Annotated in this window: 28 protein-coding genes; 12 read left to right on the forward strand and 16 right to left on the reverse strand. The window is 66.3% G+C overall.

Going from position 1 to position 26,134, the window contains the following annotated elements:
- Nucleotides 1–70: 70 nt before the first annotated feature.
- On the reverse strand, nt 71–1,447 hold the full coding sequence (gene purB / locus NX773_RS13440) for an adenylosuccinate lyase (protein WP_258856835.1): 1,377 nt from the start codon (nt 1,445–1,447) through the stop codon (nt 71–73).
- Between the two features lie 146 nt (nt 1,448–1,593).
- Between purB and NX773_RS13445 the strand changes: the two genes are divergently transcribed.
- Both NX773_RS13445 and NX773_RS13450 read left to right on the forward strand, forming a co-directional pair.
- Nucleotides 1,594–2,208, forward strand: a complete 615-nt coding sequence (locus tag NX773_RS13445) for a glutathione S-transferase N-terminal domain-containing protein (RefSeq protein WP_258856836.1) — start codon at nt 1,594–1,596, stop codon at nt 2,206–2,208.
- Nucleotides 2,205–3,113, forward strand: a complete 909-nt coding sequence (locus NX773_RS13450) for a PfkB family carbohydrate kinase (RefSeq protein WP_258856837.1) — start codon at nt 2,205–2,207, stop codon at nt 3,111–3,113. Before NX773_RS13445 ends, NX773_RS13450 begins: the two co-directional genes overlap by 4 nt.
- Before the next feature lie 7 nt (nt 3,114–3,120).
- Here NX773_RS13450 and bfr read toward each other — a convergent pair whose 3' ends face one another.
- A complete protein-coding gene (gene bfr / locus NX773_RS13455; RefSeq protein WP_258856838.1) occupies nt 3,121–3,594 on the reverse strand; it encodes a bacterioferritin in 474 nt (157 codons plus the stop codon).
- Between the two features lie 250 nt (nt 3,595–3,844).
- The gene (locus NX773_RS13460) at nt 3,845–4,054 is read right to left on the reverse strand and encodes a (2Fe-2S)-binding protein (RefSeq protein ID WP_258856839.1); all 210 of its coding nucleotides are present in this window, start codon (nt 4,052–4,054) and stop codon (nt 3,845–3,847) included.
- A 163-nt stretch (nt 4,055–4,217) separates the two neighbouring features.
- Between NX773_RS13460 and NX773_RS13465 the strand changes: the two genes are divergently transcribed.
- Genes NX773_RS13465 through NX773_RS13475 form a run of 3 tightly spaced genes read left to right on the forward strand, consistent with a single transcriptional unit; the run spans nt 4,218 to nt 6,693 of the window.
- Complete coding sequence (locus NX773_RS13465; RefSeq protein WP_258856840.1) at nt 4,218–4,520, forward strand: FeoA family protein; 303 nt, start codon at nt 4,218–4,220, stop codon at nt 4,518–4,520.
- A gap of 3 nt (nt 4,521–4,523) precedes the next feature.
- Nucleotides 4,524–6,413, forward strand: coding sequence for a ferrous iron transporter B (gene feoB / locus NX773_RS13470; RefSeq protein ID WP_258856841.1), 1,890 nt, complete (start codon nt 4,524–4,526; stop codon nt 6,411–6,413).
- Between the two features lies 1 nt (nt 6,414).
- The gene (locus NX773_RS13475) at nt 6,415–6,693 is read left to right on the forward strand and encodes a DUF6587 family protein (RefSeq protein WP_258856842.1); all 279 of its coding nucleotides are present in this window, start codon (nt 6,415–6,417) and stop codon (nt 6,691–6,693) included.
- Nucleotides 6,694–6,832: 139 nt separating this feature from the next.
- On the opposite strand, the gene NX773_RS13480 is transcribed toward NX773_RS13475, so the two are convergent.
- The 3 genes from NX773_RS13480 to NX773_RS13490 all read right to left on the reverse strand — a co-directional run bounded on the left by NX773_RS13480 (nt 6,833) and on the right by NX773_RS13490 (nt 10,205).
- Nucleotides 6,833–7,189 (reverse strand): COG4315 family predicted lipoprotein, encoded by a 357-nt coding sequence (locus NX773_RS13480; RefSeq protein WP_258856843.1) that lies wholly within the window; start codon nt 7,187–7,189, stop codon nt 6,833–6,835.
- A 37-nt stretch (nt 7,190–7,226) separates the two neighbouring features.
- Complete coding sequence (locus NX773_RS13485) at nt 7,227–8,102, reverse strand: DUF72 domain-containing protein (RefSeq protein WP_258856844.1); 876 nt, start codon at nt 8,100–8,102, stop codon at nt 7,227–7,229.
- A gap of 198 nt (nt 8,103–8,300) precedes the next feature.
- Nucleotides 8,301–10,205: a CocE/NonD family hydrolase gene (locus tag NX773_RS13490; RefSeq protein WP_258856845.1), complete on the reverse strand. Its 1,905-nt coding sequence runs from the start codon at nt 10,203–10,205 to the stop codon at nt 8,301–8,303.
- A gap of 170 nt (nt 10,206–10,375) precedes the next feature.
- On the opposite strand from NX773_RS13490, the gene NX773_RS13495 reads away from it, so the two are divergent.
- Nucleotides 10,376–11,149 carry a 5'-3' exonuclease gene (locus NX773_RS13495; RefSeq protein ID WP_258856846.1) on the forward strand — a complete coding sequence of 258 codons (774 nt, stop codon included), beginning with the start codon at nt 10,376–10,378 and terminating at the stop codon, nt 11,147–11,149.
- A 15-nt stretch (nt 11,150–11,164) separates the two neighbouring features.
- On the forward strand, nt 11,165–11,554 hold the full coding sequence (locus NX773_RS13500; RefSeq protein ID WP_258856847.1) for an ANTAR domain-containing response regulator: 390 nt from the start codon (nt 11,165–11,167) through the stop codon (nt 11,552–11,554).
- On the opposite strand, the gene NX773_RS13505 is transcribed toward NX773_RS13500, so the two are convergent.
- Together NX773_RS13505 and NX773_RS13510 are read right to left on the reverse strand one after the other, a co-directional pair.
- Nucleotides 11,551–12,243: a hypothetical protein gene (locus NX773_RS13505; RefSeq protein WP_258856848.1), complete on the reverse strand. Its 693-nt coding sequence runs from the start codon at nt 12,241–12,243 to the stop codon at nt 11,551–11,553. The genes NX773_RS13500 and NX773_RS13505 overlap by 4 nt on opposite strands.
- A 34-nt stretch (nt 12,244–12,277) precedes the next feature.
- Nucleotides 12,278–12,691, reverse strand: a complete 414-nt coding sequence (locus NX773_RS13510) for a hypothetical protein (protein ID WP_258856849.1) — start codon at nt 12,689–12,691, stop codon at nt 12,278–12,280.
- Between the two features lie 97 nt (nt 12,692–12,788).
- Here NX773_RS13510 and NX773_RS13515 point away from each other — a divergent pair, with 97 nt between their 5' ends.
- Complete coding sequence (locus NX773_RS13515) at nt 12,789–13,400, forward strand: hypothetical protein (RefSeq protein WP_258856850.1); 612 nt, start codon at nt 12,789–12,791, stop codon at nt 13,398–13,400.
- 24 nt (nt 13,401–13,424) lie between these two features.
- Here NX773_RS13515 and mnmA read toward each other — a convergent pair whose 3' ends face one another.
- Together mnmA and NX773_RS13525 are read right to left on the reverse strand one after the other, a co-directional pair.
- Nucleotides 13,425–14,528, reverse strand: coding sequence for a tRNA 2-thiouridine(34) synthase MnmA (mnmA, locus tag NX773_RS13520; RefSeq protein ID WP_258856851.1), 1,104 nt, complete (start codon nt 14,526–14,528; stop codon nt 13,425–13,427).
- Nucleotides 14,525–15,028, reverse strand: coding sequence for an NUDIX hydrolase (locus tag NX773_RS13525; protein ID WP_258856852.1), 504 nt, complete (start codon nt 15,026–15,028; stop codon nt 14,525–14,527). The genes mnmA and NX773_RS13525 overlap by 4 nt, the downstream gene beginning before the upstream one ends.
- A 250-nt stretch (nt 15,029–15,278) precedes the next feature.
- Here NX773_RS13525 and NX773_RS13530 point away from each other — a divergent pair, with 250 nt between their 5' ends.
- The 3 genes from NX773_RS13530 to NX773_RS13540 all read left to right on the forward strand — a co-directional run bounded on the left by NX773_RS13530 (nt 15,279) and on the right by NX773_RS13540 (nt 18,299).
- Complete coding sequence (locus NX773_RS13530; RefSeq protein WP_258856853.1) at nt 15,279–16,394, forward strand: Re/Si-specific NAD(P)(+) transhydrogenase subunit alpha; 1,116 nt, start codon at nt 15,279–15,281, stop codon at nt 16,392–16,394.
- A 115-nt stretch (nt 16,395–16,509) separates the two neighbouring features.
- Nucleotides 16,510–16,845: an NAD(P) transhydrogenase subunit alpha part 2 gene (locus NX773_RS13535; RefSeq protein WP_258824441.1), complete on the forward strand. Its 336-nt coding sequence runs from the start codon at nt 16,510–16,512 to the stop codon at nt 16,843–16,845.
- Complete coding sequence (locus tag NX773_RS13540) at nt 16,842–18,299, forward strand: NAD(P)(+) transhydrogenase (Re/Si-specific) subunit beta (protein ID WP_258856854.1); 1,458 nt, start codon at nt 16,842–16,844, stop codon at nt 18,297–18,299. Before NX773_RS13535 ends, NX773_RS13540 begins: the two co-directional genes overlap by 4 nt.
- A gap of 117 nt (nt 18,300–18,416) precedes the next feature.
- On the opposite strand, the gene NX773_RS13545 is transcribed toward NX773_RS13540, so the two are convergent.
- The 6 genes from NX773_RS13545 to NX773_RS13570 all read right to left on the reverse strand — a co-directional run bounded on the left by NX773_RS13545 (nt 18,417) and on the right by NX773_RS13570 (nt 25,093).
- Nucleotides 18,417–19,412, reverse strand: a complete 996-nt coding sequence (locus NX773_RS13545; RefSeq protein WP_258856855.1) for a TRAP transporter substrate-binding protein — start codon at nt 19,410–19,412, stop codon at nt 18,417–18,419.
- 80 nt (nt 19,413–19,492) lie between these two features.
- Nucleotides 19,493–20,299, reverse strand: a complete 807-nt coding sequence (locus tag NX773_RS13550; protein ID WP_258856856.1) for an HpcH/HpaI aldolase/citrate lyase family protein — start codon at nt 20,297–20,299, stop codon at nt 19,493–19,495.
- A gap of 3 nt (nt 20,300–20,302) precedes the next feature.
- Nucleotides 20,303–21,667, reverse strand: a complete 1,365-nt coding sequence (locus NX773_RS13555) for an MmgE/PrpD family protein (protein ID WP_258856857.1) — start codon at nt 21,665–21,667, stop codon at nt 20,303–20,305.
- A 183-nt stretch (nt 21,668–21,850) separates the two neighbouring features.
- Nucleotides 21,851–23,029, reverse strand: a complete 1,179-nt coding sequence (locus NX773_RS13560) for a CaiB/BaiF CoA transferase family protein (protein WP_258856858.1) — start codon at nt 23,027–23,029, stop codon at nt 21,851–21,853.
- Nucleotides 23,030–23,040: 11 nt separating this feature from the next.
- Nucleotides 23,041–24,198 (reverse strand): acyl-CoA dehydrogenase family protein, encoded by a 1,158-nt coding sequence (locus NX773_RS13565; RefSeq protein ID WP_258856859.1) that lies wholly within the window; start codon nt 24,196–24,198, stop codon nt 23,041–23,043.
- Between the two features lie 34 nt (nt 24,199–24,232).
- Nucleotides 24,233–25,093: an HTD2 family dehydratase gene (locus NX773_RS13570; protein ID WP_258856860.1), complete on the reverse strand. Its 861-nt coding sequence runs from the start codon at nt 25,091–25,093 to the stop codon at nt 24,233–24,235.
- A 146-nt stretch (nt 25,094–25,239) separates the two neighbouring features.
- On the opposite strand from NX773_RS13570, the gene NX773_RS13575 reads away from it, so the two are divergent.
- Complete coding sequence (locus NX773_RS13575; protein WP_258856861.1) at nt 25,240–26,133, forward strand: LysR family transcriptional regulator; 894 nt, start codon at nt 25,240–25,242, stop codon at nt 26,131–26,133.
- The last annotated feature ends 1 nt before the right edge of the window (nt 26,134 follow it).

A 26,134-nucleotide genomic window follows, 5' to 3' on the forward strand; every position in this document is an offset into this window, starting at 1 on the left:
GGTTCCCGCCTGCGCGGGAACGACGGGTTGAAGGGGCTGGTATGGTCGGCTCCGTTGGCGGAGCCCGTCATCAGATCGCGGCGGCCAGCTGCGCAGCCAGGCCGGTGTAGTTCGCCGGCGTCATCTGCAGCAGCACGTCCTTCGCCTCCTGCGGAATGGCCAGCGTGCCGATGAACTCGCGCAGCGCTTCCTTGGTGATGCCCTTGCCGCGGGTGAGCTCCTTGAGCTGCTCGTACGGGTTGGCGATGCCATAGCGGCGCATCACGGTCTGCACCGGCTCGGCCAGCACTTCCCAGTTCGCGTCCAGGTCCTGCTCCAGGCGCTGCGGGTTCACTTCCAGCTTGTTCAGGCCGCGCAGGCAGCTGTCATAGGCCAGCAGCGCATAGCCGAAGCCCACGCCGATGTTGCGCAGCACGGTCGAGTCGGTCAGGTCGCGCTGCATGCGCGAGACCGGCAGCTTGTCGGCCATGTGGCGCAGGGTCGCGTTGGCCAGGCCCAGGTTGCCCTCCGAGTTCTCGAAGTCGATCGGGTTCACCTTGTGCGGCATGGTGGACGAGCCGATCTCGCCGGCCTTGAGCTTCTGCTTGAAGTAGCCCAGCGACACGTAGGTCCAGATGTCGCGGTTCAGGTCGAGCAGGATGGTGTTGGCGCGCGAGATGGCGTCGAACAGCTCGGCCATGTAGTCGTGCGGCTCGATCTGGATGGTGTACGGGTTGAAGGTCAGGCCCAGGCGCTGCTCGATCACGTTCTTGCTGAAGGCCGGCCAGTCGAAGCCCGGGTAGGCCGACAGGTGCGCGTTGTAGTTGCCCACCGCGCCGTTCATCTTGCCGAGGATTTCGACCTCGGCGATGCGCTTGGCCGCGCGCGACAGACGCGCCACGACATTGGCGAATTCCTTGCCCAGGGTGGTCGGGCTGGCGGTCTGGCCGTGGGTGCGCGAGAGCATCGGCAGGCTGGCGTTGACGTGCGCGATCTCGGTCAGCTTGGCGATGATGCTTTGCAGCGCGGGCAGCATCACGTTGTCGCGCGCGTTCTTGAGCATCATGCCGTGCGAGGTGTTGTTGATGTCCTCCGACGTGCAGGCGAAGTGGATGAATTCGCTCGCTGCGACCAGCTCCGGAATGTCCTTGACCTTCTCCTTGAGCCAGTACTCGACCGCCTTCACGTCGTGGTTGGTGACGGCCTCGATTTCCTTGATGCGCGCCGCGTCCTGCTCGGTGAAGCCGGCGGCCAGCTGGTCGAGGAAACTGGCGGCTTGCGGCGAGAACGGCTTGATCTCGGCAAAGCCGGCTTGCGACAGCGCCTGCAGCCAGGCGATCTCGACCTTCACGCGGTGGTGCATGAAGCCGGCCTCGGACAGGATCGGGCGCAGCTTGTCGGTCTTGGCGGCGTAGCGGCCGTCGAGCGGCGACAGGGCCGACAGGGTGGAGAGGGTGTTAGCGGTCATGGCAGGCGGTCCGTGCAAAAACGCGGATTTTACCACCGACGGGGTGGCGCGGCCTTGTTGTGGACACACCGCAGGCTGGTGCTCGCGCCACTTTGTGCACGGGGGCCAATGCTATACTGTCATCCAATCCTCTTACCTGAGCATTTATGAAACTCATCGGTTCTGTCACCAGTCCCTACGTGCGCAAAGTCCGTGTCGTCATGGCGGAAAAAAAGGTCGATTATTCGCTCGAGCTGGACAACGTCTGGGGCGCGGAGACCAGGATCCACCAGTCCAACCCGCTGGGCAAGGTGCCTTGCCTGGTCATGGAAGACGGCAGCGCGATGTACGACTCGCGCGTGATCGCCGAATACCTCGATACGCTCACCCCGGTGTGCAAGCTGCTGCCGCCCAACGGGCGCGACCGGGCCGACGTCAAGGTCTGGGAAGCGCTGGCCGACGGCGTGCTCGACGCGGCCGTGCTGGTGCGCCTGGAGCGCACACTGCGCCCCCGCGAGCAGCAGAGCGAGGCATGGATCGAGCGCCAGATGGTCAAGGTGTGCACCGGCCTGCACGTCATGTCGCAGAACCTGGGCGACTCGCCGTTCTGCATGGGTAACCACTACACGCTGGCGGACGTGGCGGTGGGCTGCTGCCTCGGCTGGCTCAGCTTCCGCTTCCCCGAGATCGGCTGGCGCGAGGAATACCCCAACCTGGCACGCCTGTTCGACAAGCTGTCCGAACGCGCGTCGTTCAAGGACACCGCTCCCTACGAGCCGTGAGCGGGCAGCGTTCAGCGCCGGTCCTGTTTGGCGAAGCCCTGGTCGATGATTTCGGCGACCACCAGGTGGCCGGCGGCGCGCCGTTCAACGTCGCGCGCCACCTGGCCGCGTTCGGCGAACGGCCTTTGCTGGTCACCCGCATCGGTAACGACGCCAACGGCGAGCTGGTGCGGGCCGAATTCGAACGGTTCGGCATGTCCACCGCAGGCCTGCAAACCGATCCGGATCTGCCGACCGGCCGCGTGCTCGTCAAGACGTTCGGGCACAGCCACCAATTCGAGATCCTGCCCGGCCAGGCCTATGACGCGATCGATGCCGCGCTCGCCGTGCAGGCCTTGTCGGAGGTGACCCCGTCCGCGCTGTATTTCGGCACGCTCGCCCAGCGCGATGCGCGCTCGCACGCTGCACTGGCGGCACTGGCGTGCGCCTGCCCGGGGCCGCGCTTTCTCGACCTGAACCTGCGTGACGACGAGCTGGACGACGCCTGCATCGACGAATCGCTGCAGCTGGCCAATGTCGCCAAGCTGAGCGAGGACGAACTGGCCGCGCTGGTGGTGCGGCGCGACCTGTACTACTCGTCGTTCGAAGACAGCTGCCGCGAGCTGATCGGCCTGTTCGACCTGGAAGCCGTGCTGCTGACGCTGGGCGAGGGCGGCGCACGCTATGTGGACCGCGAAAGCCGGCTGAAGGAAAAAGCGGCACGGGTGCAGGTGCGCGACACGGTGGGCGCGGGCGACGCCTTTTCGGCGGTATGGCTGTACGGAATGTCGCGTGGCTGGTCCTGCATCGAGATGCTGGAGCAGGCCACCGCGTTCGCCGGGGCGATCTGCACCATCCGCGGCGCCGTGCCGCAGGACCTCGGCTTTTATGAACCCTGGCTGCGGCGCTGGGAGCAGATCGACTGAACCGCGTTCACGCGTCGATCATCTGCGCCTGCAGGTAGTTCTGCAGGCCGATCTTCACGATCAGGTCGAGCTGGGTTTCGAGCCAGTCGATGTGTTCCTCGGTGTCTTCCAGGATGGCCAGCAGGATGTCGCGCGAGACGTAGTCGGCCGCCACCTCGCAGGCGGCAATGCCTTCCTTGACCGTCTGCTGGGCCGCGCGCTCGAGCTTGAGGTCGCATTCCAGCATTTCCTGGGCCGATTCGCCCACCAGCAGCTTGTGCAGCGCCTGCAGGTTGGGCAGGCCGTCGAGCGTGAGGATGCGCTCGATGAGCTTGTCGGCATGCTTCATCTCGCCGATCGACTCGTCGTATTCCTTCTTGCCCAGCTTGACGAGGCCCCAGTGCCGGTACATGCGCGCGTGCAGGAAGTACTGGTTGGTTGCGGTCAGTTCGTTGGTCAGCTGCGCGTTGAGCAGCCGGATGATGTTCGGATCGCCCTTCATGTGTCGCCCTTGCGTGGTGTTGTGCAAACACTCTAGCGCAGGCGTTCCGGACGTGGCGCGCGACCGGATTCGCTGCGGTGCGCGTATCGACATCCCCCAAACAACGTCGTCCCCGCGCCAGGCGGGGACCCATGCTGAGTACGCGCCGTGGTGGGCCCGTCAATGGGCGGCTGCGCAAGCGGTCTATGGGTCCCCGCCTCCGCGGGGACGACGTTTCGGGGCTGGTGGTACTCGTTACTTCCTGGAACGCTCAGGCAGAGGTAGTGCTCTTCTTGTAATGCAGCTCCGTGACCTTGCTGTCCAGGTGCTCATTGAGCACGTCGCGCGCATAGCTGACGCATTTGCCGCAGCAGGTGCCCACGCCCAGTTCCCGGTGCAGTTCCGGCATCGACGAAATCCCCAGGTCCACCGCCTGGCGGATTTCGCGGTCCGAGATGTTGTTGCAGACACAGACGATCATCGTTTTCTTTCCTTGCCGTTTCGACTAGAAGAATGAGAATCATTCTCATTTGTGGTATATTCTCGCCAAACGCGGCTGCGGACGCAAGCATTTTGTTGCCGAATTGAGGCAAAGCAGCCCATCGTATACAAATCGCAAATAGAAATTATTCGCATTTAGGTTTATGATGTTCTCATCTGTCCATCCGGCTTACGCGCACCACACCATGACCCTGGCATCGACCCTGACCACCCTGGACGCCCTGAAAGCGGGGCAGAGCGGCATTGTGATCCACCTGGCGCCCTCCGGCGGCTCGGACGGGATCGACGTGCCGCGCCGGCTGATGGAGCTGGGCTTCGTGCCGGGCGAGCGTATCCGCATGCTCAAGCGCGGGCTGCCCGGCGGCCCGCTGGCGGTGAAGGTCGGCCAGTCCACCTTCGCCCTGCGCCGCTTCGAGGCGGCGCTGGTCTCGATCAAGCCCGAGTAAGTCATGGGCGCTTTGGAACAGCAGGTGCGCGCGGCGACCAAAACGCCGCTGATCGCGCTGCTCGGCAATCCCAACTGCGGCAAGACGGCGCTGTTCAACCGCCTGACCGGCGCGCGCCAGAAGGTCGCCAACTACGCCGGCGTGACCATCGAGCGCAAGGAAGGCTCGTTCACCTCGCCCGGCGGACGCGCGTTCCGTGTGCTCGACCTGCCGGGCGCCTACAGCCTGTCCGCGCACACCCCGGACGAAGCGATCACGCGCGACGTGGTGGCCGGCTTGCGCAAGGGCGAACAGGCGCCGGACGCCGTGGTCTGCGTGGTCAACGCCACCAACCTGCGCCTGAACCTGCGCCTGGTGCTGGAGATCCGCCGCCTGGGCCTGCCGATGGTGCTGGCGCTGAACATGGTGGACGTGGCCAAAAAACGCGGCATCCTGATCGACACGGCCAAGCTGGAAGCGGAGCTGGGCTTCCCGGTGGTCGAGACGGTGGCGATCCAGGCCGGCGGCGAAAAGGCGCTGCTGGCGCTGCTCGACCGCATGCCGTTCGATACCAAGCTGTCCCCCAACCCACTGGCCGCGATCGACGCGGTGCCGGTCGAGGAGACCCAGCGCGAGGTGCGCCGCATCCTGGACGAGTGCACCAGTTATGCCAACGACACCGGCAACCTGACCGAGCAGATCGACCACGTGGTGCTGCACCCGGTGGTGGGCCCGGTCATCCTGGCTGCGCTGATGTTCCTGGTGTTCCAGGCCGTGTTCAGCTGGGCCCAGCCGCCCATGGAGCTGATCAAGAGCGGCGTGGAGGCGACCGGCGCATTCGTCGGCAACCTGCTGCCGGAGGGGCCGCTGCGCAGTCTGCTGGTGGAGGGTATCTTCGGCGGCGTCGGCACGGTGCTGCAGTTCCTGCCGCAGATCCTGATCCTGTTCTTCTTCATCCTCGTGCTCGAGGACTGCGGCTACCTGCCGCGCGCGGCCTTTCTGCTCGACCGGCTGATGGGCGGGGTCGGACTATCGGGCCGTGCCTTCATTCCGCTGTTGTCCTCGTTCGCCTGCGCGATCCCCGGCATCATGGCTGCGCGCACGATCCAGAACCCGCGCGACCGGCTGGTCACGATCATGATCGCGCCGCTGATGACCTGCTCGGCGCGCCTGCCCGTGTATGCCCTGATCATCGCCGCCTTCATCCCCGACCGCAAGGTGTGGGGCATGATGAACCTGCAGGGCCTGGTGCTGTTCCTGCTGTACTTTGCCGGCGTGGCCAGCGCCATGGCGGTCGCCTGGTTCATCAAGCGCACCATGGGCGCCAACCGCCAGCAGCCGCTGATGCTCGAGCTGCCGGCCTACCACTGGCCGCACCTGCACAACCTGGCGCTTGGCTTGTGGGAACGCGCGCGCATCTTCCTCACGCGGGTGGGGACGATGATCCTGACGCTGATGGTGCTGGTCTGGTTCCTGTCGAGCTTCCCGGGTGCGCCCGAAGGCGCGACTCAGCCGCCGATCTACTACAGCATCGCCGGCATGCTGGGGCGCGCGCTGGCGGTGGTCTTCGAGCCGATCGGCTTTGGCTGGCAGATCTGCATTGCGCTGGTGCCGGGCATGGCCGCCCGTGAAGTGGCGGTGGGCGCACTGGGCACGGTGTACGCACTGGCCGGAGGCGGCGACGACATCGCTGACGCGCTGGCGCCGGTACTGGCGCATTCGTGGTCGCTGGCCACGGCGCTGTCGCTGCTGGCGTGGTATGTGTTCGCGCCGCAGTGCATGTCCACCCTGTCGGTGGTGCGCCGCGAGACGGGCAGCGTGCGCTATTCGTTCATCATGGCTGGCTACATGTTCGCGCTGGCGTACACGGCCTCGTTCATCACCTACCGCGTCGCGCTGGCGCTGGGGGCCTGAGATGGTGCAGCAGCTGATCGTCGCCGTCATCGTGCTGGTTGCCGCTGCGTTTGCGGCGCGCAAGTACATGCCGGCCGCGCTGAAGCGGCGGATCGTGTACCTGCTCAACGGGCGCGGCACCAGGCAGTCGCGGTTGGCGCGCTGGTTCGATACCGATGCCGGTTGCGGCAGCAGCAGCGGCAGCGGCAGCGATTGCAGCAGCTGCCATGCGTGCGATACCAGCGAGCCGGCGCCGCCTGCGGGCAAGCACCGCGTCATCAAGCTCCACGTCGACCGGTAGGGTGGGCTCCTGAGCCCACGCTACGGCCAATCACGCGCCGCCTGGACGCGTGGGCAGACAAGCTGCCCACCCTACGTGAGCCGCTGTTGTTCTCGTAGCGTGGGCGGGTCTGCCGCCCACGCGTTCAGGTCACGCCAGATCAGTCGCTCACGACGTGCCACATGTCCTTGACCTTGTCGCCCTTCTTGTCGCCCGGGCTCTTGTCCTTTGAGAACGTGTACAGCGGCTTGCCCTTGTAGGTGAGCTGCTTGGTGCCGTCCTCGCGCGTGATCGATGAATAAGGCGACTCGAGCGTGGCGCTGCCGGCCGCAACCGGCGGCCAGTTCTCGGCGCACTGTCCGGTGCAGGTGCTCTTGCCGCCCTTGTCCTGGTCGAAGGTGTACACCGTCATGCCCTTGGCATCGACCAGCATGCCGTCGGATTTGTGCACCGGCGGGTCGGCGGCCAGCGCGGGCGCGGCCAGCAGCACGGCGAGGATGAAGCTGAGTGATTTCATGGCAATCTCCTGAACACATCAACTCTGCCAGCCGATTCTAGCGCAGCCCCAGTTTTTCCATCAGCTTGCGTGCGTCAAACGGAGCGTGCACCTTGATGTCGTTGTCGAAGTAACAGAACAGGTCGCGTTTGGCGCGCCGGGGCGGCGCCTTGCTCGAAGCCAGCTGCGCATCCTCGGGCTGGCCGCCGCCGGTCCAGGCACGGATGCGCGCGGCCCAGCGTTCCAGCGCTTCGTCGCTGTAGCCGCTGGCGTACAGCTCCTTGTCGCCATGCAGGCGCAGGTACATGAAGTCGGCCGTCACGTCCTCCATGTACGGCCACTTGCCGGCCGTGTCCGCGACGACCAGCGCGATCTTGTATTTGCGCAAGAGCGCGATGAAGTCCGGGTCGCGAAAGCGTTCGTGGCGTACCTCCACCGCGTGCCGCATCGGTCGCTTGGGGCCAGCGTCGAGCGAGGTGCGGCCTTCCATGCGCGGCTCGTAGTGGCGGGCCCGTGCCAGCGCCTCGTCGGTGTCGTGCGGCAGCAGGGCGAGGAAGCGCTCCATGCGCTCGCGCTCGTACTGGAAGTTGGGCGGGAATTGCCACAGGAACGGGCCGAGCTTCTCGCGCAGTTCGAACACGCCCGATGCCAGCACGTTGGCTACCGGCCCCTCGGGCTCGCGCAGGCGCAGGATGTGGGTGAGGAAGCGGTTGCCCTTGACCGAGAACACGAAGCCGGGCGGGGTGGCCGCGTACCAGGCGGCGTAGCTTTCGGGCCGCTGCAGCGAGTAGAACGAGCCGTTGATTTCGATGGTCGGCAGCTGGCGCGAGGCGTATTCGAGCTCGCGGTGCTGCGCCAGGCCCTCGGGGTAGAACACGCCGCGCCAGGGCTCGTAACGCCAGCCGGAAATGCCGATGTAGATTGCGCCGCCCATGATGGCGAAGGATAGCGCGGCGGGCAGTTTGGTTCCGTGTGGTGGCGAACGGAGCTGGGATTGTTAGCGCTAACCCGTCGTCCCCGCGAAGGCGGGGACCCATGCTGAGCTTGCTGGCCTGCTGCGATTAACCGTGCCTCGGCGCAACTGCTCTATGGGTCCCCGCCTGCGCGGGGACGACGAGGTTTGATGTTGCGGTTACTTTACGACCGGCAGCTCGATCGCCGATTCCATCCCCGGCGCGTGGTAGATGCGCTGGGTCGCCTTCTTGTAGTCCTGCGGCTTGGCGTAGAAGATGTTGGGGACGAAGGTCTGCGGGTTGCGGTCGTACAGCGGGAACCAGCTCGACTGGATCTGCACCATCACCCGGTGGCCCGGCAGGAACACGTGGTCCACGTTCGGCAGGGCAAAGCGGTAGCGCTCGACCTTGTTCGAGGCAATCGCATGCGGCTTGTCGAAGCCGTCCTTGTAGCGCCCGCGGAAGATGTCCATCGCGATCGCCAGCTGGTAGCCGCCCATCTCGGGCTGGCGCGCCACCTCGTCCGGGTACACGTCGATCAGCTTGACCACCCAGTCCACGTCGCTGCCGCTGGTGGCGGCGAACAGGTTCACCATCGGCTGGCCCGCCAGCTGCAGCGGCGCCTTGAGCGGCTCGCTCACGTAGGTCAGCACGTCCGGACGGTCGGAGTACGGACGCTGGTCGGCCACCAGCCATGGGCGCCACACGTTGCCGTCGCCCATGCGCACCGGGCGCTGCACGAACGGCACCGGCTTGGCCGGGTCGGACACGTATTCGTCGAACTGCTGCTGGCCGGCCGGCTTGTTGAACGACAGGTGCTGGCCCGGCTCCAGGTACAGCGGCGTGGACGCCGGCGCCAGCGGCCACTTGTCCAGGCGCCGCCAGCGGTTCGGGCCGGTCTGGTACGACAGCACCGGCGGGGTGTCGAACCTGGGCGCGCCGTCGCGCAGGTACTGGTCGAAGAACGGCAGCATGTAGTCGCGGCGGAATTCGGCGGCGGTGTCGCCGGTCCACTTGAGCGGGCCCAGGCTCGAGCCGTCGCCATTGACCTGGCTGTGGCGCCACGGGCCCACCACCAGGAAGTTCATGTTGTTGTCCTTGTCCTTCGGCTCCAGCGCCGCGTAGGTGGCGTAGGCGCCGTAGATGTCTTCCTGGTCCCAGCGGCCCACCAGCGTCATGGTCGGCACCTTCAGGTCGCGCTTGCCCAGGATCTTGTCCAGCGCCTGCTCCTGCCAATACACGTCATAGGCCGGGTGCTCGAAGATCTTCCTGGTGAAGTTCAGCTGGTCCAGCCCGTACTGGTGTGCAAAGTCCGAGGCCGAACCGGCGCGCAGGAACGCGTCGTAGTCGTCGTAGATGCCGGTGGCGATCTCCACGCCCTTGCCGCGCGCGGCGTTCTGGCTGGCGATGTAGCCCAGGTTCGATTCGCGGAAGGCGCCGTTGTGGAACCAGTCGTCGCCGCGCCAGCCGTCCACCATGGGGCTCATCGGCACGGCGGCCTTCAGCGCCGGGTGCGGGTCCACCAGCGCCATCAGCACCGTGAAGCCTTCGTACGACGAGCCGACCATGCCCACCTTGCCGTTGGACTGCGGCAGGTTCTTGACCAGCCAGTCGATGGTGTCCCAGGCGTCGGTCGAGTGGTCCACCGCCGTGTTGTTCAGCGCGCCGCGCAGCGGGCGGGTCATCACGTAGTCGCCTTCCGAGCCGTACTTGCCGCGCACGTCCTGGTATACGCGAATGTAGCCGTGCTCGATGAAGGCGTCATCCGCGTCGCCCAGCAGCGAGGCGATGTGCGGGCTCTCCATGCGCTCGGCGCGCTTGGAGGCGTTGTACGGGGTGCGGGTCAGCATGATCGGCGCGTGCTGCGCGCCCTTCGGGATCACGATCACGGTATGCAGCTTGACGCCGTCGCGCATCGGGATCATCACTTCCTGCTTCACGTAGTCGGCCTCGGGCAGCGTCGCCGTGAACTTGGTGGCCGGGATGTCCGGCGCCATGTACGGGGTCTGGGCGAGCGCCGGCTGGAACAGGGCAGCGAGCAGGAAGGGGAGGGCGGACAGCTTCAGCGTGCTTCGGCGGGGCATCGGGTTCTCCACATATTCGTTTGAATGTTGATGCAACTTTGCAAAAAGTTGCCGTTGCGCATAGTACACCGAACCCAAAAAGCATGGGTAGCGCACGCGAGCGCTGTCTTTGCACGGGAGCACTGACGAGTGATAATGCAAAACTGCATCCACCACATCCACCACACCACATGGGCAAGCTGCTTGCGATCGATGGCCTGAACATCGTGCGCCGCGTGTACGAGGCCAGTCCCGAGCCGGACTCGGACCTGAAGGCGGGGATCGCGCTGCGCCATGCGTTTTCGTCGTTCCGCAACCTGCTCGAGGCGCACCAGCCCACCCACGTGCTGGCCGCGTTCGACCATGGCGGGCCGACCTGGCGCCACGCGCTCTATCCGCGCTACCGCGAGCACCGCGCGCCGATGCCGTCGTACCTGCGCGATGCGCTGCCCGAGTTCCACCAGTCGCTTGCGCGCGTGGGCGTGCGCGCGGTGACGGTGCCGGAGGTGGAGGCCGACGACGTGATCGGCACCGGCGTACTGCGCTGGCTGGCCGAGGGGCGCGGCGAAGCGGTGGTGGCCACCACCGACAAGGACCTGCACGCCTTGATCGCGCACGGCGCGCTGGTGTGGGACCATTTCAAGGGCGAGTGGCACGACGACGCGTGGGTGCGCCAGCGTTTTGGCGTGGCCAGCGAGCGCCTGCACGACCTGCTGGCGCTGATGGGCGACGCCACCGACGGCGTGCCCGGCGTGTCCAAGGTCGGCATGAAGACGGCCGCCCGGCTGCTCAACGCCTACGGCGACCTGGACGCGGTGATGGCCGGCGCCGGCATCCTCAAAACCCCACTTGGAGAGAGGTTAAGGGCCGAGCGTGAGATACTCTATCTTTCGCGCCGGCTGGTCGAGCTCAAGACCGACGTCCGGTTGGGCGTGACGTGGAACATGCTGGCATACGAAGTGTAAAGACAGGGGAGGCAGATGCTCAAGGCGGTGATTGTGGATTCGAACGCGATTTCGCGCGGGCTGTTGAATACGGTGCTGACCGACGGCAGCTACAACGTGGTCGGCCAGACGCATACCGGCCCGCAGGGGCTGGCGCTGGCGATCAAGCACCAGGCGCATTTCGTCTGCATCGCGCGCGAGCAGGTGGAGGACGGCAGCCAGGTGGTCGAGCAGTTGCGCGAGCAGCTGCCCAAGGCGCTCATCTTCATGGTGTCGGGCACGCTGGACGCGCCCACCATTCAGGCCTCGGTGGCGCGCGGTGTGCACGGTTTCATCGTCAAGCCGTTCAAGGCCGATGCGGTGCTGCGCACGATCCGTAATACCGTGATCGCGGTCGTCAAGAAGCACCAGGCGGCGGCGAGCTAGGGCCGGGCCATCGGCTGCGGCGGCATCGCCTGCTGCGGCGGCCCCCAGCTATCGATCTCGCGTCGCGTCAAAGGTTCGGGCCGCGTCATGCCGATTCGGCCCGCCACCTTCGGGGTTTGCGCATCGCCGTCCATCCGGTATTCGATCACTCCCGCTTCAAGCGCTTTCCAGGCAGAGACCGCGACGCCATCCGGTCCTATCCTGACCAAGCGTTCGGATGGCGCCGGGAGCAGGCTGGCTGGGCCGGCCGGAAAGGCCATGTGCAGGGCGAATAGTGGAATCGCGGCCCCTTCGAGGAACATGAAGAAGGGGTTGCGGCTGAACTCCAGTTCTTGCCCGGATAATCCGAAGTACAGCGGTGCCAGCTGCGGACCTGCCATTAACATCCGCTGGAGCTTCCCGGCAGTTGCGATTTCGGCGAGATAATCGCCATTGCTGTAGCGAGTGAGCCGGCTCACCTTGCCGTTTGCGCGCATCTCGATTATCCCGAAGCTCCCCCAATGGCCAACTGAGCCCACCCACATCGCGTCGGCTGTGGCGCGAGCCGGCGTGGCAGGCTTGGCGTTAACTGACTGGGCGCGGGCGGGCGGCGGCGCAGCCCACAGGAGCGCGATCTGAAGCAGCCCGGCAAACAGCGCGATGGACGCCGGCGGGGTGTGACGCAACGATATTTGTCGTTGGAAGTGCATGCAAGATTCCCCTATGCCGAATGGTCGATGCTTGCTATACGGCTGCGGCCAATTTTAACAGCGGCTGGCAGCTGCCTGACAGCAGGTGGGTAGCGGGCAGCGGGTAGCGGGTAGCGGCAGGCAGGCGTAGGCAGCAGGCAGCGGGCAGCGGGCAGCAGGCAGCAGGCAGCGGGCAGCAGGCAGCGGGCAGCGGGCAGCGGGCAGCGGGCAGCGGGCAGCGGGCAGCGGGCAGCGGCAGCGGGCAGCGGGCAGCGGGCAGCGGGCAGCGGCAGCGGGCAGCAGGCAGCGGGCTGCAGGCAGCAGGCGGCAGGTGGCAGGCGGCAGGCGGCAGGCGGCAGGCGGCAGGCGGCAGGCGGCAGGCGGCCAGCGGCCGGTCGGTCGGCCTGGCCGGGAGGGCGGGGTTGGCGGCGACGGAACTGCCGCATTCGTTCTCTTTTGTGCTGCACATCGTGTCTCTTCGTGTCTCTTTGCGTCTCCATTGAACTCATCAATTGAAATAAGGTCGAAAGAGATAGAACGAGACACAACGCGACAGGAGAACGAGAATGAATGCGCCACTCGCCCCGCTGGCCCCCTCCCAGGCCATGCGCCGCCTTGCCGATTTTCTCGCCGACTCGGGCGATACGCTGACGGCTCCCGAGGCCGCGGCCCAAGCCATCGATCAATGGATTGCCGCCAAGCGCGGGCAGTTGCTCGAGCGCGTGGTGGCGCCGGACCGGGGCTACCGCTGGAAGACCTTGTTCCTGCCGGAGGGCACGCGGCTGCGCATGCATTGCGGCGGCCGCAGCTACGATGCGACGGTCGAAGGAAGCGACCTCATCTACGAAGGGCGGGCGGTGTCGCCACGGCAGATGACCTTGTCGGTCGCGGGCAAGGGTTACAACGCATGGCGCGCGTTGTGGGTACTGCTTCCCGGGGCCATGCGCTGGCGGCCGGCGTCGTTGCTGCGGCGCGAGGCCGAACATCAGCAGGCGCCAACCATGTCCCCGTTCGAAGCGATGAACGCGGCGGCGCAATGCATGTCCCAGACCCTGCAGACGGCGCTGGCGCTGGTGGACCATGCAACGGCACAGGCGCTGCCCGCATGCGAGCGCCGCACGCCCCAACCGCGCCGCCGTGCCGGCGAGCTGCTGGAAGACGTGTGCATGCAGGACTAGGGCCGGCCCGGAACCACGGACGGGTCAGGTGTTGCTTGCCCCGTCGATGATGCCCCCGCCCAGGCACACGTCGCCGTCGTACAGCACGGCCGACTGGCCCGGCGTGACCGCCCACTGCGGCTCGTCGAAATCGAGCACGAAGCGCTCCATGCCTTCGGAGGTGACGGTGCAGGCCACGTCGGCCTGGCGGTAGCGGGTCTTGGCCGACAGTTTGCGCTGGCCGGGCGGCTCGCCCAGCACCCAGCTGGCCTGGCCGGCTTCCAGCCGCGACGACAGCAGCCACGGGTGGTCGTGCCCCTGCACGATGTACAGCGTGTTGTTGGCAATGTCCTTGCGCGCCACGAACCACGGCTCGCTGGTGCCGTCGGCGTTCTTGTGCGACTTCAGGCCGCCGATGCCGATGCCCTTGCGCTGGCCCAGCGTGTAGAACGACAGGCCCACGTGTTCGCCCACCACGGTGCCGTCGTCGAGCCGGATCGGGCCCGGCTTGTGCGACAGGTAGCGCGACAGGAACTCGCGGAACGGGCGCTCGCCGATGAAGCAGATGCCGGTCGAGTCCTTCTTGGCCGCATTGGGCAGGCCGATTTTTTCGGCGATCTTGCGCACCTCGGTCTTGGGCGTTTCGCCCAGCGGGAACAGCGACTTGGACAGCTGCGCCTGGTTCAGGCGGTGCAGGAAGTAGCTCTGGTCCTTGGTCGAATCGAGTGCCTTGAGCAGCTCGAATTTGCCATCGTTCTCGCGCACGCGGGCGTAGTGGCCGGTCGCGATCAGGTCGGCGCCCAGCTTCATCGCGTGGTCGAGGAAGGCCTTGAACTTGATCTCGGCGTTGCACAGCACGTCCGGGTTGGGCGTGCGCCCGGCCTGGTACTCGCGCAGGAATTCCGCGAACACGCGGTCCTTGTACTCGGCGGCGAAGTTGACCGCCTCGATATCGACCCCGACCACGTCGGCCACGCTGGCCGCGTCGATCCAGTCCTGGCGCGACGAGCAGTACTCGGAATCGTCGTCGTCTTCCCAGTTCTTCATGAACAGGCCCACGACCTCGTAGCCCTGCTCCTTCAGCATCCAGGCCGCAACCGAGGAGTCGACTCCGCCCGACATCCCGATCACGACTTTTTTCTTGCTCATGTAACGTCCGTCTTGAGGGTGAGCGCACGGTCGTACACCGACTCGTGCGTGTGCAGCAACGCCAGCGGCGTGCGCTTGCCGGCCAGGTAATCATCCACGCACTGCAGCACAATCGGGCTGCGGTGGCGTTCGCGGCAGGCGGCCATTTCTTCGCGTGTCATCCAGAGGGTGCGAATGATACCGTGATCGAGCGGCCGGTCAAGCTCGCGCCCGGGGCGGCCGCAGAAGGTGAAACGCAGGTAGGTGACGTCGGTGCCGCGCGACCTGGACATGTAGCGCGACATGTACATGCCCACCAGCGCTTCGGGCACGAATTCGTGCGCGGTCTCTTCCATCGCCTCGCGCACCACCGCCTCTTGCAGCGACTCGTGCGGGTCGAGGTGGCCGGCCGGCTGGTTCAGCCGGATCCCTTCGCTGGTTTCCTCTTCGATCAGCAGAAAGCGGCCATCGCGTTCGATGATGGCGGCAACGGTGACTGACGGTTTCCAGATATGGGGCATGCGGGTCCTCGACGATGAGCCGACATTTTACATGGTGTGTCCCAGGCCCGCTCATCCATACGTGCGCGCCCCCGGCCCGCACCGTGCAGGTTAGCTTGATTTGATACAAAAAACCGTGGGATATAACTGCAGTTGAATCATGTTTGGCCCGAAAATGGCAGATTCAACCATTACCAACCTTGATACTTGGATAACAAGAGGTTTTCCGGTATATGATGGTGTGCATACATTCAACTGATCGGAGGGATTGATGAGAATTGGTATTCCGGCTGAAACCCGGCCGGGCGAGACCCGCGTCGCCGCGACCCCTGAAACGGTCAAGAAACTGGCTGCGCGGCACCAGGTGGTGGTGCAGGCCGGGGCCGGGCTGTCGTCGTCGGTGACCGACGCCGCGTTCGAAGCGGCTGGCGCCACCATCGGCAGTGCCGCCGACGCGCTCGGCGCCGACCTGGTGCTCAAGGTACGCGCACCCGACGAGCACGAGCGCGGCCAGATGAAGCCGGGCGCGGTGCTGGTGGGCATGCTCAATCCCTTCGACCAGGACAACCTGGCCGCGCTGGCCGGTGCGCGCCTGACCGCGTTTGCGCTGGAGGCCGCGCCGCGCATCACCCGCGCGCAATCGCTGGACGTGCTCTCGTCGCAGGCCAACATCGCCGGCTACAAGGCCGTGATGATGGCCGCCAACACCTACCAGCGCTTCATGCCGATGCTGATGACCGCGGCCGGCACCGTCAAGGCCGCCCGCGTGCTGATCATGGGCGTGGGCGTGGCCGGCCTGCAGGCGATCGCCACCGCCAAGCGGCTGGGCGCGGTGATCGAGGCGTCCGACGTGCGCCCGCCGGTCAAGGAGCAGGTCGAATCGCTGGGCGCCAAATTCATCGACGTGCCCTACGTGACCGACGAAGAGCGCGAGATTGCCATGGGCACCGGCGGCTACGCGCGCCCGATGCCGGCCGACTGGATGCGCCGCCAGGCCGAGCTGGTGGGCGAACGCGCCAAGCTGGCCGACATCATCATCACGACCGCGCTGATCCCTGGGCGCCGCGCGCCGGTCCTGATCACCGAAGCGATGGTCAAGGCCATGAAGCCGGGTTCGGTGATCGTGGACATGGCGGTCGAGCAGGGCGGCAACTGCGAGCTGTCCGAACTGGGCAAGACGGTGGTCAAGCATGGCGTCTCCATCATCGGCGAGCCGAACCTGGCCACGCTGGTGGCGGCCGACGCCTCGCAGCTATACGCGCGCAACGTGCTCGACTTCCTCAAGCTCATCATCGACAAGGAAGACAAGCTCGTCATCGACCGCGAGGACGAGATCGTGCGCGCCACGCTGATGTGCATGGATGGCGAGCTGCTGCGCAAACAATAATGTAGGGTGGGCAGGTTTCCTGCCCACGCGTCCAACGTACGCAAGCACTGTGTGAACGCGTGGGCAGCGAAGCTGCCCACCCTACGAATTACAGATAGGGCCTGGAGGCAAGCAAATGGAAGTCAGTCACATCATCATCAACCTGGTCATCTTCGTGCTGGCCATCTACGTGGGCTACCACGTGGTCTGGAACGTCACGCCGGCGCTGCATACGCCGCTGATGGCGGTCACCAACGCGATCTCCGCGATCATCATCGTCGGCGCCATGCTGGCTGCCGGCCTCACTGAAGGGCTGGCCGGGCAGGTCGCCGGCACGCTGGCCGTCGCACTGGCCGCGGTGAACGTGTTCGGCGGCTTCCTCGTCACCCAGCGCATGCTGGAGATGTTCAAGAAGAAGGAGCCCAAGGCCGCTCCCGCCGCCGCAGCCAAAGCCAAGGAGGAGATGGCATGAGCGCGATCAGCATGAACATGGTCACCCTGCTGTACCTGGTCGCGTCGGTGTGCTTCATCCAGGCGCTCAAGGGCCTGTCCTCGCCCGCCACGGCGCGCCTGGGCAACGTGTTCGGCATGAGCGGCATGGCCATCGCCGCCGTCACCACCATCGCGCTGATGATGAAGCTGCGCGAGCAGCTGGCGCAGGGCGGCATGGGCTTTGGCCTGGTGCTGCTGGGCGTGGTGGTGGGCGGCGCGATCGGCGCCTACGCCGCGAAAAAGGTCGAGATGACCAAGATGCCGGAGCTGGTTGCGGCCATGCACTCGCTGATCGGCCTGGCCGCGGTGTGCATCGCGATCGCCGCGGTGTCCGAGCCGTGGGCCTTCAACATCGTCGAGCGCAACGGCGTTCTCCCGTTCGGCAACAAGCTCGAGCTTTTCATCGGCACCTTTGTGGGCGCGGTGACGTTCTCCGGTTCGGTGATCGCGTTCGGCAAGCTGTCGGGAAAATACAAATTCCGCCTGTTCCAGGGCGCGCCGGTGCGCTTCGCCGGCCAGCACATGCTCAACCTGGCGCTGGCCATTGCCATCATCGCGCTGGGCCTGATGTTCTGCTTTGCCGACGCGGGCGGCGTGCACTGGACGCCGTACATCCTCATGGCCGCACTGTCGTTCCTGCTCGGTGTGCTCATCATCATCCCGATCGGCGGCGCCGACATGCCGGTGGTGGTCTCGATGCTCAACAGCTACTCGGGCTGGGCGGCGGCGGGCATCGGCTTTTCGCTCAATAACGCCATGCTGATCATCGCCGGCTCGCTGGTCGGATCAAGCGGCGCGATCCTGTCGTACATCATGTGCAAGGCGATGAACCGCTCGTTCTTCAACGTGATCCTGGGCGGCTTTGGCGGCGACGCGGCAGCGGCCGATACTGGCGGCGCCAAGGAGCAGCGCCCGGTCAAGTCCGGCTCGCCCGAGGATGCGGCCTTCCTGCTGCAGAACGCCGAGTCGGTGATCATTGTGCCGGGCTATGGCCTGGCGGTGGCGCGCGCGCAGCACGCGGTGAAGGAGCTGGTGGACAAGCTGACCGAGCACGGCGTGACGGTGCGCTACGCGATCCACCCCGTGGCCGGGCGCATGCCGGGGCACATGAACGTGCTGCTGGCCGAGGCCGAGGTGCCGTACGACCAGGTGGTCGAGATGGAGGACATCAACAGCGAATTCAGCCAGACCGACGTGGCGCTGATCCTGGGCGCCAACGACGTGGTGAACCCGGCGGCCAAGGACCCGAAATCGCCGATCGCCGGCATGCCGATCCTGGAGGCGTACAAGGCCAAGAGCATCATCGTGAACAAGCGCTCGATGGCCTCGGGCTACGCGGGGCTGGACAACGAGCTGTTCTACCAGCCGAACACGATGATGGTGTTTGGCGACGCCAAGAAGGTGATCGAGTCGATGGTAAAAGCCGTCGAATAGCCCACCACCCTCAAAACCGTCATCCCGGCGCACGCCGGGATCCATGCTGACTATCCGAAGTCGCAAACTCAGCATGGGTCCCGGCCTTCGCCGGGACGACGTGCTGGGGCCGGCGGCTTACTTGCCCGCCACCGCCTTCTCGATCGCCTGCAACGCCTCCTTGCCCACACGTCCCTCCATCTGCTTGTACACCGGCGCCATCGCCGTGCGCCACTGCGCCTTCTCGGCCGGCGTGAGCGTGTAGACGGTGGTCTTGCCCGCCTTCCTGATCCCCTCCACCGCCTGCTCGTTTTCCTCGCTGGCGATTCGGTTGGTGTAGGCGGTCGCCTCCTTCAGTGCGCCTTCGAGCTCGGTGCGGATATCGCCCGGCAGCTTGTCCCAGAAGTTCTTGTTCACGATGACCGCGTAGCCGATGTAGCCGTGGTCCGAGATCGTCATGTGCTTCTGCACCTCGTGGGTCTTCTGGGTGAAGATGTTCGACGGCGTGTTCTCGGTGCCGTCCACCACGCCGGTCTGCAGCGCCTGGTACACCTCGGAGAAGGCCATCACCTGCGGATTGGCGCCCAGCGCGCGGAACTGCGCGTCGAGCACCTTGGACGACTGGATGCGCATCTTCATGCCGCGAAAGTCCGCCGGCACGCGCAGCGGCTTGTTGGCGGTCATGTCCTTGAAGCCGTTATCCCAATAGGCCAGGCCGTGGATGCCCTTGGCTTCGAGCTTGTTGAAGAACCACTTGCCCACCGGGCCCGAGGTCACGCGGTACAGCGCCTGCTTGTCGGGGAAGATGAACGGCATATCGAACGCTTCGAACTCCTTCACGCCGAGCGGGCCGAACTTGGCCAGCGACGGCGCCAGCATCTGCACGGAGCCCATCTGCAGCGCGTCGATCTCTTCCTTGTCCTTGTACAGCGTGCTGTTCGGGTACACCTCCACTTTCACCCGGCCACGGGTCGCCTTCTCGGCGAGCTCCTTGAACTTGAGCGCGCCCTGGCCCTTCGGGGTGTCGTTGGCGACCACGTGGCTGAACTTGATGACGATCGGCTCCTGCGCGAAGGCGCTGGTGCTGACGAGGGCGGCGGCAAGCAGCGCCGCATGCATTGGCTTGAATTTCATACGATGTCTCCAAATGGTTGTAAGGTCTGCGGCTTTGTATGAATCGCGTGCGACGCCGCATCGGCACGCGATGTGTCGTGTCATGCGCGGCCGCGGCGCCGCGCTTCGTCCAGCATTTGCTGCGCAATGCGCACCACGGGGCGGTCGACCATCCGGCCGTCCACCGCCACTGCGGCGCCGCGCGCCGACTCGTTCGCCGCCAGCACGCGCGCGGCCCAGGCCAGCTCCCCGGCCGTGGCGACGAAGGCGTCGTTGACGGTGTCCACCTGCTTTGGGTGGATGCACAGCTTGGCGCCGAAGCCAAGGCCGCGCGCGCGCAGCGTGTCCGCACGCACCAGGCCCGGGTCGTCGAACGCGGTCGTCACGCCATCCACCGGCGCCGCAATGCCCGCCACACGCGAAGCCAGCACCAGCTGCGAGCGCGCGTACAGCAGTTGTTCGTGCCCTTCCTGGATGCCCAGGTCAAGGCAGAAATCGATCGCGCCGAACACCAGCCGCTCGACGCGCTCCATGCGCGCCAGCACCGAGCAGTTCCACAGCCCGAGAGCAGTTTCGACCAGCGGCAGGATGGCCGGGGCGCCGGCCGCGGCGAGCGTGGCCAGGTCGGCCGCCCGCTCGGCCTTGGGCAGAACGACGCCCGCCACGCCAGGCATGGCGCACAGGGTCAGGTCGTCCTCGAACCATTCGCTCTCGGCGCCATTGATGCGCACCAGTACCTGGCGCTCGGGCGACAGCCAGGCGGCCAGCGCCGCGCGCGCCGCCACCTTGTCCGCAGGCGGCACCGCGTCCTCCAGGTCGATGATCACCTGGTCGGCGCCGGCCGCGCAGGCCTTGTCGAAGCGGTCCGGCCGGTGGCCGGGCACGAAGAGATAGGAACGCGACAGCATGGATCAGCGCGCGGCCAGCAAGGTGTCGATCCGGTCGCAGTGCTCCAGGTCCCAGATGCGCGCAAAGACGGCGCGCAATTCGGCAGGGCTGGCAGCGTCCGAGAACTGCGCCAGGCGCAGCGCCTTCGCTTCAAGCTCTTCGCGCGACAGCGTGTTGCCCGGGTCGCCCTTCGGCTCGTCCACGCGGCCATCGAAGCTGCGGCCATCGACGGTGCGCACGGTGACCTTGCCGATCCAGCGCGCCGGGTAGGCGTTGTCCACTTCCTCGTCCAGCACCATCTCCACCTTGTCGCGGAACGCGATCACGCGCGGGTCGCGGAACGACTCGTCGAACTCCTTCAGCCCCGCATTGCCGAACACGGCGGCCAGGCCAAGCACGGTCCCCATCGAGAACTTCGCCTGGTGCACGGTCTTCGGATCGACCACCGGCCCGAGCACGTCGATTGCGCCCTGGTGCACGCGGGTGGTCACCTGCGCGACATCCTCCGCCTTCAAGCCGTGCGCGGCCAGCACCTGCAGCAGTGCGTCGGCCGCGGGATGCGTGTGGCGGCACGAGGCGTGGAACTTGAACGAGGTTTCCGCCAGCGCCCAGCGCTGGCCCAGGCCCGCGACCAGCTTTGCCGGGTCCGCGTCGCGCGACATGCCGGCGCCCATGCCCTGTGCGCCTTCCAGTATGCGGCGCGCGCCGGTGAAGCCTTCGCTGGCGATGTAGGCCGCCATCAGGCCGGTGCTTGCCGCGTGCGCCGTGTGCAGCTGTTTGGAGTCGGCGGCGTCGCGCAGGAATTCCCACAGTCCCGCTGCCTGCGTGCCGGCCGAACCGAAGGCATGCAGCATCTGCTCGGGCGTGAGCTTGAGCAGGCAGCCGACGGTGGCAGCGGCGGCAAGGCTGCCGGCGGTGCCGGTGGTATGGAAGATCTTGTAGTGCGAGCGGCCGAGGAATTCGCCGACGCGGATGCCGACCTCGTAGCCGGCGACACAAGCGGCCAGCAGCTCGCGCCCGCTGGCGCCAAGCGATTGCGCGACCGCCAGCGCCACCGGGAACACCACGGTCGCGGGGTGGAACACCGAGCCATTGTGCACATCGTCCTGCTCCACGTAGTGCGACGCGGCGGCGTTGACCATTGCGGCGAACAGCGGGCTGGTCTTGCGGCGCAAGGCCAGCACTTCGGACGGGCCGTCCTGCGGCCCCATGCGGCGCGCGAACGATTCGATGATCTGCACCGGTTTGCCGGTCTTGCCCGCCAGCGCGGAACCGAACCAGTCCAGGAACAGGTCTTCGGCGCGCCGGATCACCGGCGCGGGAATGTCTTCGAAGCGCAGGCCGGCGGCGAAGGTGGCCAGCGTCAGGCTTGGGTGGTCGTCATGCATCCAAATGTCTCCTCGTGTTCTCTTTCGCTGCTTTTCCGTCAGCCCCAACCCTCAAGACCGTCATCCCGGCGAAGGCCGGGATCCATGCTGAGCGCGAGTGGCAGCAAGCGTGTGCCGCGTACCTGCAACCTCAGCATGGGTCCCGGCCTGCGCCGGGACGACGTGTTGGGGCTAGTGACTGGGCTAAATTGCCATCTGCTCGCGCAGCGCGGCAATGTCCTTGTCCTCGTACCCCAGCTCCGCCAGGATCGCCTGCGTGTTCGCCCCCAGCGCCGGAATCGGATCCATGCGCGCGCTCCAGGTATTGGGCACGCCGGGCGGCACCAGCGCCGGCAGGGGGCCGGCGGGCGAATCCACTTCGGCCCAGCGATTGCGCGCCTTGAGCTGCGGGTGGTCCCAGATGTCGTGCATCGTGTTCACGTGCGCGTTTGCGATCTGGGCCGCGTCGAGGCGCTCGATCAGCTGTTCGGCGCTCAAGCTGGCGAAGGTTTCGTTGATGATTGCGCGCAGTGCGTCGCGCGAGGCGTTGCGCGCCGAGTTCGAATTGAAGCGCGGGTCGGTCGCCAGCTCCGGCTGCAGCAGAACCTTGGCGCAGAACAGCCCCCATTCGCGCTCGTTCTGCAGCCCCAGCATCACGATGCGCCCATCGCCAACCGGGAAAGGCCCGTACGGGTAGATGGTCGCGTGCGCCGCGCCCGCGCGTGGCGGCGGCGAGGCGCCGTCCATGCTGTAGTAGAGCGGGTAGTTCATCCACTCCGCCATGCACTCCAACATCGACACGTCGATCTCGCAACCCTGGCCCGTTCTGCCGCGCTGGATCAGCGCCGCCAGGATGTTCGAGTACGCGTACATGCCGGCCGAGATGTCGGCGATCGAGCAGCCGGCCTTGGCCATCTCGTCGGCCGTGCCGGTGATCGACAGGAACCCGGCCTCGCTCTGGATCAGCAGGTCGTAAGCCTTCTTGTCGCGGTATGGACCGTCCGAGCCATAGCCCGAGATATTGCAGACGATCAGGCGCGGAAAGCGCTCGCGCAGGGCTTCGTACGACAGGCCAAGGCGCGCGGCCGCGCCCGGCGCCAGGTTCTGCACCAGCACGTCGGCGCCTTCGAGCAGCTTGCCGAGGATGGCCTGTGCCTGTTCGTGCTTGACGTCCAGCGTCAGGCTCTCCTTGGAGCGGTTGGTCCATACGAAGTGCGAGGCCAGGCCGCGTGCGCGCTGGTCGTAGGCGCGGGCGAAGTCGCCCACGCCCGGCCGCTCGACCTTGATGACGCGCGCGCCGAGGTCGGCCAGCTGGCGCGTGCAGAACGGCGCGGCGATCGCGTGTTCCAGCGTGATGACGGTGATTCCATCCAGTGGTCGCATGACGGGTCTCCTCAGAACGAGCGCGGCATGCCGAGCACGTGCTCGCCGATATACGCGAGGATCAGGTTGGTCGAGATCGGCGCAACCTGGTACAGGCGCGTCTCGCGGAATTTGCGCTCGACGTCGTACTCGCAGGCGAAGCCGAAGCCGCCGTGGAACTGCAGGCAGGCGTTGGCCGCCTCCCACGACGCGTCCGCCGCCAGCATCTTGGCCATGTTGGCCTCGGCGCCGCAGTTCTTGTGGGCGTCGAACAGGCTGGCCGCCTTGTAGCGCATCAGGCTGGCCGCTTCCACGTTCACCCAGGCTTTCGCGATCGGGAACTGCACGCCCTGGTTCTGGCCGATCGGGCGACCGAACACCTCGCGCTCCTTCACGTATTTGGTCACCTTGTCGATGAACCAGTAGCCGTCGCCGATGCATTCGGCCGCGATCAGGGTGCGCTCCGCGTTCAGGCCGTCGAGGATGTACTTGAAGCCCTTGCCTTCTTCGCCGATCAGGTTCTCGGCCGGGATCTCCAGGTTCTCGAAGAACAGCTCGTTGGTCTCGTGGTTGACCATGTTCAGGATCGGCTGCACGGTCAAGCCCTTGCCGATCGCTTCCTTCAGGTCCACGATGAAGATCGACATGCCTTCCGACTTTTTGGTCACGTCCGACAGCGGCGTGGTGCGCGCCAGCAGGATCATCAGGTCCGAGTGCTGCACGCGCGAGATCCACACCTTCTGGCCGTTGATGACGTAGCGGTCGCCCTTGCGCACGGCCGTGGTCTTGATCTTGGTGGTGTCGGTGCCGGTGGTCGGCTCGGTCACGGCCATCGACTGCAGGCGCAGCGCGCCGCTGGCGATCTGGGGCAGGTAGCGTTCCTTCTGCTCCTTCGAGCCGTGGCGCAGCAGCGTGCCCATGTTGTACATCTGGCCGTGGCAGGCGCCCGAGTTGCCGCCGGCGCGGTTGATCTCTTCCATGATGACCGAGGCTTCGGTGAGCCCCAGGCCCGAGCCGCCGTACTCCTGCGGGATGAGCGCCGCCAGCCAGCCGGCCTGGGTCAGCGCGTTGACGAACGCCTCGGGGTAGCCGCGCTCCTCGTCGATCTTGCGGAAGTACTCGGCCGAGAATTCGCCGCACAGGGCGCGCACCGCGTCGCGGATGTCTTCGTAGTTGTCGTGGTGATGCATTGGTGTCTCCGGAAGTTATTCTTGGTCTGGCGCGTCAGGCCAGCGTGGCCTCGGCCTGCATGGCGAGCTCGCCGCGCATGTTCTGGGCCCACAGGTGCACGGTGCGGCCATCGGCGTCGGGCCGGCCGCACAGGGTGAAGGGCTCGATGTCGAACAGCGAGCCGACCGCGCGGAACGAGAAGGTGGCCATGCGCGCATCTGGCATGTGCCGGCGCAGCAGGTCGGCCAGCAGGGTGGCGATCAGAGGGCCGTGCACGATCAGGCCGGGATAGCCCTCGACCTTGGTCACATAGCTGCGGTCGTAGTGAATGCGGTGGCCGTTGAATGTGAGCGCCGAGTAGCGGAACAGCAGCACCGGGTCGGGCGTGACAATGCGCGACCAGGCGGCGTCAAGCGGGGCCATCTTCGGGGCCGGGGCCGCCGCGCCGGGCGTGGGCAGCGGACGGTAGACGATGTCGTGTTCCTCGGTCACGCACACGCGGCCCGCATGCGCCAGCTCGTGCTTCACGGTGACGAACACCAGGCTGCCGCTTGCGCCGCTCTTGGGCGTCACGCTCATCACCTGCGAGGTGCGCGCGGCCACGCCTTCGACCGGCAGCGGTTCGGCAAAGCTCAGGCGGCCGCCGGCCCACATGCGGCGCGGCAGCGGCACCGGCGGCAAAAAGCCGCCACGCCTCGGGTGGCCGTCCGGACCGATCTCCGATTGCGGCGCGGCGGACCAGAAATAGGCCCAGTGCCACAGCGGCGGCAAGGCGTCGCCATCCTTGAACGTGTCGCTACGGTCGAGCGTGGCGGCCATCGCGTTGGCGGTCGTGGCGCCGACCCGGGTTTCGAGCGTCTCGGTCTTGCCGACCCATTGTTGCAGTAAGGAATTGTCGAGGGCGTCAGCAGTCATGGATGTCAGGGTCATCAGTAACAAGGTGGCCAGTGTGGGCCGGACACCCGGAACGCACAATCTGTGCTTTTGGAAGGGGGGCTACGGTTTCGGCGTAGGCAAGGCGCTTGGGCTAGAATGCCTGAGTGAAATAAGGAAACGCGCACATGCTTTTCGACTTGACCGACCTGCGCCTGTTCATCTTCGTCGCAGAACTAAAGAGCCTGACCCGCGCGGCGGAACGGATGCACTTGTCGCTGGCGGCCGCCAGCAACCGGATCAAGGAGCTCGAATCGCGCTTCGGCATGCGCCTGCTGTATCGCGAGAACAAGGGCGTGAGCCTGTCGCCGGCCGGCGAGACACTGCTGGCGCACGCGCAGCGCTTCATGCAGCAGGTCGAGCTGCTCAAGAGCGACATGCAGCAGTACAACAACGGCATCAAGGGTCATATCCGCATCTTCGCCAATACGACCGCGGTGACGGAATTCATGCCGCACGTGCTCGGCACCTTCCTCGCGTCGCACCCGCAGGTGAACGTGGCGCTGGAAGAGCGGCTGAACCACGACATCGTGCGCGGCGTGCAGGAAGGCACTGCCGACATCGGCGTTGCCGCCGGCGCGGTGCAGGGGCAGGGGCTGGAGATCATCAACTTTTCCACCGACCGGCTGGTGCTGGCCACGGCCGCGGATCATCCGCTGGCGCAGGCCGGCAGCATCGGCTTTGCCGAGACGCTGGAATATCCCCACATCGGCCTGCACGAGGGCAGCACGCTGCAGCACTTCCTGAACCGGGTGGTGACGGACAGCGGCGACCGCCTGAACCTGCGCATCCAGGTGCGCGGCTTCGATGCGATGTGCCGCATGGTGGAGGCGAACGTGGGCATCGGTATCCTGCCGCAGTCCGCGGCGCGGCGCCACAGCCAGACGATGAAACTGGCGCTGGTGGATCTGTCCGATGACTGGGCCGTGCGCGAGCGCAGCATCGTGGTGCAGAAGCTCGAGGCGCTGCCGGCGTATGCGCGCGAACTGGTGGAGATGATCAGGTCCGAGGCGTCGGGTTAAG

The sequence above is a fragment of the Massilia solisilvae genome, from assembly GCF_024753215.1.
In the GTDB taxonomy this organism is placed as follows: Bacteria; Pseudomonadota; Gammaproteobacteria; order Burkholderiales; family Burkholderiaceae_D; genus Telluria; species Telluria solisilvae.